General features: G+C 74.9%; 4 protein-coding genes. All 4 read left to right on the forward strand.

All coding sequences use genetic code 11. The annotated features are described in order from the left end of the window. Nucleotides 1–1,088: 1,088 nt before the first annotated feature. From ACTIDRAF_RS0212990 to mtnC, 4 genes are read left to right on the forward strand one after another with little or no spacing between them, the layout of a single operon-like run. A complete protein-coding gene (locus ACTIDRAF_RS0212990; protein WP_016699172.1) occupies nt 1,089–1,838 on the forward strand; it encodes a nucleoside phosphorylase in 750 nt (249 codons plus the stop codon). Next, a complete protein-coding gene (locus ACTIDRAF_RS0212995) occupies nt 1,835–3,040 on the forward strand; it encodes an acyl-CoA dehydrogenase family protein (protein WP_016699173.1) in 1,206 nt (401 codons plus the stop codon). Before ACTIDRAF_RS0212990 ends, ACTIDRAF_RS0212995 begins: the two co-directional genes overlap by 4 nt. 10 nt (nt 3,041–3,050) lie before the next feature. Beyond that, nucleotides 3,051–4,172 (forward strand): s-methyl-5-thioribose-1-phosphate isomerase, encoded by a 1,122-nt coding sequence (locus tag ACTIDRAF_RS0213000; protein ID WP_016699174.1) that lies wholly within the window; start codon nt 3,051–3,053, stop codon nt 4,170–4,172. Next, on the forward strand, nt 4,169–4,894 hold the full coding sequence (gene mtnC / locus ACTIDRAF_RS0213005; RefSeq protein WP_016699175.1) for an acireductone synthase: 726 nt from the start codon (nt 4,169–4,171) through the stop codon (nt 4,892–4,894). The genes ACTIDRAF_RS0213000 and mtnC overlap by 4 nt, the downstream gene beginning before the upstream one ends. The last annotated feature ends 164 nt before the right edge of the window (nt 4,895–5,058 follow it).

Here is a 5,058-nt window from a genome sequence, read left to right on the forward strand (position 1 = left end):
CCGCCCCGGCTGCGGCTTGACAACCACATAGGGACACCCCCCACCGGGCGGGGTCGGCTGGGTCCGGGGGGTCGACGGCCGGCCCCCCGTGAGCGGAAGGGCTGTCGAGGAGTGGGACGTGGGACCAGCTCGCGGTCCACGACCGGCGGAGGGCGCGGGCGTGCTGGTGGCTCCGGTGACACACGCCGGGGGCCGAGGCCGGTTCGCGTTCCTCTCCCCCGCACCCTGACCCGCCACACCCACCGGACCATCGACCGGCACCGTCGTGGGCACCCCGGACGGGCAGCACCCCGCGCCGCCTGCTCCGCACCCGGCGCGGGGTGGTCGCGCTCGCCGTCGCGATCGGCGCCGTCGTGGGCACCCGGGTCCTGGGCGTGGCGCTGGCCATCGCGGCCTCCGCCGCGTCCTCCCTGGTGTTGGCGGATGGTGACGTCGGGATCGATGGTCCCCGGCGGCGATGCGATCGTGATCGTGGTGGCGACGGACCTGCTCGCCCTCGACGCGACCTCGTTCCTGCTGCCGAGCGTCCTCGACCGCGCAGGGCAGCCCCAGCTGACCCCGACCCGCGAGGCCGCGACCGGGTCACCCTGCCCCCCCAGTCGAGGACCTCCCCCGGCTCGAACCCGTCCTCTCCGGACACTCCCCCCGGTCTGCCTCGCCTGGCAGCACGGTGGCGGTGACCACCGTGCTGCTGTGCCGGTGGCCCGGGGGGAGAGAACCGGGCGACCCCGGCCAGCCTGGGCAGGCGGGGGACCCGCAGCGGTACCGGGCGGGCGTGGCCGGCGGCGGCCTGTGTGGACTGCGGAGCGCAACTGGCCCTGGGCAATGTCACGCTCGTCACCGAGAATATGACCGCCGGTCGGGGGTGGATCGCGGTGGTCGCGGTGGTGCTGGGGCTGGCGGCGCCGGTCGAGGTGTTCCTCGCCGCGCTGCTGTTCGCAGCTCACCGAGGCCACTCGGTGTCCGGTCGCGGGGCCTGGGGCTGCCGCGACGGGCCACCGACGCCGCCCCCACGTCGTCACCCTGATCGCCCTGTTCGTCTCCAGCCGGCTGCGCCGGCGCGACCCCGTGGAAGGTGCGGTGACCCGATGACGGCCATCCTCCCCATCACGAAGCTCCCCCGCGAGGGCCTGCCCACCCGGGCGCTGGTCGTCGGTGACCCCGCTCGCGCCGACACCGTCGCCACCCAGCTCGACGACGCCCAGCTCCTCGGGCAGAACCGGGAGTACCGCAGCTACCGGGGCCGCTGGCGCGGCACCGACCTCCTCGTCTCCTCCCACGGCGTCGGCGGCCCCGGCGCGCTGTGCCTGTTCACCGAGCTCGCCGCCGCCGGGGTGCGCACCTACCTCCGCCTGGGCACCGCCGGGTCGCTCACCGACACGGTCCGCGACGGGGACCTGGTGGTGGCCGAGGCAGCCGTCCGCGACGACGGCGTCACCCCGCAACTGGTGCCCGCCGAGTACCCCTCCTACGCCACCCCGGAAGCGGTGCTGGCCCTGACCGCGGCGGCCCGCGCACACCACGTCCGCCACCACCGGGGACTGGTCTGGACGCGGGCCGCGTTCTCCCCGGGAGTGCTGCAACTCCCGGTCCGCCCCTACCAGGCCGCCCGGGTGATCGCCATCGAGATGGAACTGTCCACCCTGCTGGTCTTCGCCGCCCTGCACGGGTTCACCGCCGGCGGTGCCCTGGTGATCGACGGCAACGCCTCGCAGGACAACGCCGACCCCACCGGCTACGCGCCGCACCGCGCCGTGGTGGCCGAGGCCGTCCGGTCCTCGGTCGCGGTGGCCCTGGACGCCCTGATCGGCCTCGACGGTGAGGAGGCCCGGGCATGACCCGCCAGGACCAACCCAGCACCGGCCGCGACGCCACCCACTGGCTGGCCGTCGCCGACGAGGTCGCCCGCACCCTGGCCGCCGACGCGGTGCAGCGGGAACGGGCCAACGAACAGCCCCTCCGGGAGGTCGCGCTGCTGCGCGAGGCCGGCCTGCTGGCCCTGCTGGTCCCGGCCGAGGCGGGCGGCGCAGGCCACCAGTGGCCGCTGGCCCACCAGGTGCTGCGGCGGATCGCCGCGGCCGACGCCTCGGTGGGCCACCTGCTCGGCTACCACTGGTTCCAGCTGTGGCGCACCCGCCTGTTCGACCAGCCCGAGCTCACCGCGCGGTTGGAACGGCACACCGCCCGCGACCGGCTGTTCTGGGCGGGAGTGAGCAACCCCCGCGACACGGCCCTGACCCTCACCCCCAGCAAGCACGGGTGGCGGGTCACCGGCCGCAAGTCCTTCGCCACCGGAGCCAGCGTCGCCGACCGGCTGGTGGTCAGCGGCACCGAGGACACCAGCGGCCGCAAACTGACCTTCGTCCTCGACGCCCAAACCCCCGGCATCCACTACCTCGGCGACTGGGACAACCTCGGGCAACGCCTCTCCGCCAGCGGCGGCGTGGAGTTCCGCGACGTCCACGTCCACCCCGCGGACGTCCTCGGCACCCAACCGGAGGAGGACGACGGGGCCGCGCACCGCCAGTCCCTGGCCCCCCTGGGATTCCAACTCCTGCTCAGCCAACTCCACGTGGCCCTCGCCCACGGCGCCCTGACCACCGCCGCCGGGTACACCACCGAACACACCCGGGCCTGGGCCGCCTCCGGGGTGGACCGCGCCGTGGACGACCCGCACGTGCTCGCCGGCTACGGCACCCTCACCGCCCGCGTCGAGGCCGCCGCCTGCCTGGTCGACGCCGCCGCCGAGGCCTTCGACGCGGCCGCCGCCGCCGGACAGGCCCTCGACGCCGAGGCGCGGGGCCGGGCCGCACTGCGCATCTCCCAGGCCAAGGTCGTCAGCACCGAGGTCGTCAACACGGTCACCACCGAGGTGTTCGCCCTCACCGGGGCACGGGCCACGGCCAACCGGTACGGCCTGGACCGGTTCTGGCGCAACGCCAGGACCATCACCCTGCACGACCCGGTGACGTACAAGGCGGCGGAGATCGGCCGGCACCTGCTGACCGGCGCGTTCCCCCCGGTCACCGGATACAGCTGAGGAGCGGCTGATGACAGCGACACCGGTGCCCACCGGCCCCCAGCCCGGCCCGCCGGGCACCGTCCCCGACCCCCAAGTCCTGCCCGTCCTGGCCGACAGCGTCCGCCTCGACGGCGACACCGTGCTGATCCTGGACCGCCGGTGCTTCCCCTTCCAGCGCCGCTGGGTCCGCTGCGGCACCGTCGAGGAGGTCGCCCGCGCCATCGAGGACATGGTCACCCAGTCCTCCGGCCCCTACTTCGCCGCGCTGTGGGCGATGGTCCTGGCCGCCCGCGCCGCCCGCCACCAGAACCCCGCCTCGGCCCGGGCCGCCCTCACCGCGGCGGGGGCGCGGATCGTCGCCGCCCGCGCCACCAACAACCACCTGGCCACGGCGGTCCGCGCCGTCCTGACCGAGGTGGACCGCGCGGGAACCCCCACCGGGTCGGCACTGGTCAAGGCCGCCCTCACCGGAGCCCGGGCGGGCGACCGCCGCTACCGCGACCGCAGCCGCGCACTCGGCGAACACACCGCCGCCCTGCTGCCCGACGGCGCCTCGGTCCTCACCCACTGCTGGGCCGACCTCTACCTGGTGGAGACCGTCGCCGCCCTGGGCCGCCACGGCAAACGGGTGCGCTACTACTGCACCGAGACCCGCCCCTACCTCCAAGGCGCCCGCCTCACCGCCGAGACCCTCGCGGAGATGGGAGTGGACACCACGCTGATCACCGACGGGATGGGCGCCTCGGTCATCGCCGCCGGCCACGTCACCCACCTGGTCACCGCCGCCGACCGGGTCACCAGGGACGGACACGTCGTCAACAAGGTCGGCACCCTGCAACTGGCCACGGCCGCCCACGCCTACTCCGTGCCGTTCCTCGCGCAGGTCCAGGCCCCCGACCTGACGGCACCCACCGGCGCCGACGTCCCCATCGAGCACCGCGACGGCAGCGAGGTCCTGTACACGCTGGGCCACCGCACCGCCAGCACCCGGGTCCGCGGCCACTACCCCGCCTTCGACATCACCCCACCCCGGTTCGTGCGCACGGTGGTGACCGACCGGGGACCCTTCGACCCGACCCGCCTGGCCGACTACCCCGACGACACCGGGCCGGGTTCCGCGCCGGCCCCCGACGAGGAGGGAACCCCGTGACCCACACCCTGACCGCCCAGTGGGTGGTACTGGACATCGAGGGAACGCTGACCGCCACCAGCGAGGTCCACGTGGTCCTCTACGACTACGCCCGACCCCGGCTGGGCCCCTGGATCGACGAACACCCCGACGACGACCGGGTCACCGCCGCCGTCACCGAGACCAAGCAGGACGCCGGGCTCCCCGCCGACGCCTCCACCGAGGACGTCGTCGGAGTCCTGCACTCCTGGATGGACGCCGACCGCAAGGCCAGCCCGCTCAAGACCCTCCAGGGCCTGATCTGGGAACACGGCTACCGCCACCGGGAGCTGGTCTCCACCTACTTCCCCGACGTCGTCCCCCGGCTGCGGGCCTGGAAGGCGGCGGGACTGGGCCTGGCCGTGTTCTCCTCCGGCTCGGTCGCCGGCCAGGTCGCCTCCTTCTCCCACACCACCGAGGGAGACCTGCGGCAGCTGTTCGACCACCACTTCGACACGGTCAACGCCGGCCCCAAACGCGTCGCCTCCTCCTACGCCGCCATCCGCGCCGAACTGGGCTCCCCCGACCCCGCACAGCTGGTGTTCCTCTCCGACGTGCCCGCCGAACTCGACGGGGCCGCCGCCGACGGGTGGCGCACCGTGGGCCTGGCCCGCCCCGGCGAACCCTTCGCCGACGCCGACTTCGGCGACCACCGGGTCGTCACCACCTTCGACGACGTGCGGATCGAGCGGGCCGATGGCTGACCCGGCACCCACCCCGACGACCGTCGCCGACCGGGACACCGCCGGCACCGCCCTGGCCGCCGAAGCCGCCCGCTACGCCGACCTCGGCTGGATGCGCGGCACCTCCGGCAACCTCTCGGTCACCCTGGGCCGCCACCCGCTACGGCTGGCGGTCACCGCCAGCG

The sequence above is a fragment of the Actinoalloteichus spitiensis RMV-1378 genome (assembly GCF_000239155.1).
Taxonomy (GTDB): domain Bacteria; phylum Actinomycetota; class Actinomycetes; order Mycobacteriales; family Pseudonocardiaceae; genus Actinoalloteichus_B; species Actinoalloteichus_B spitiensis.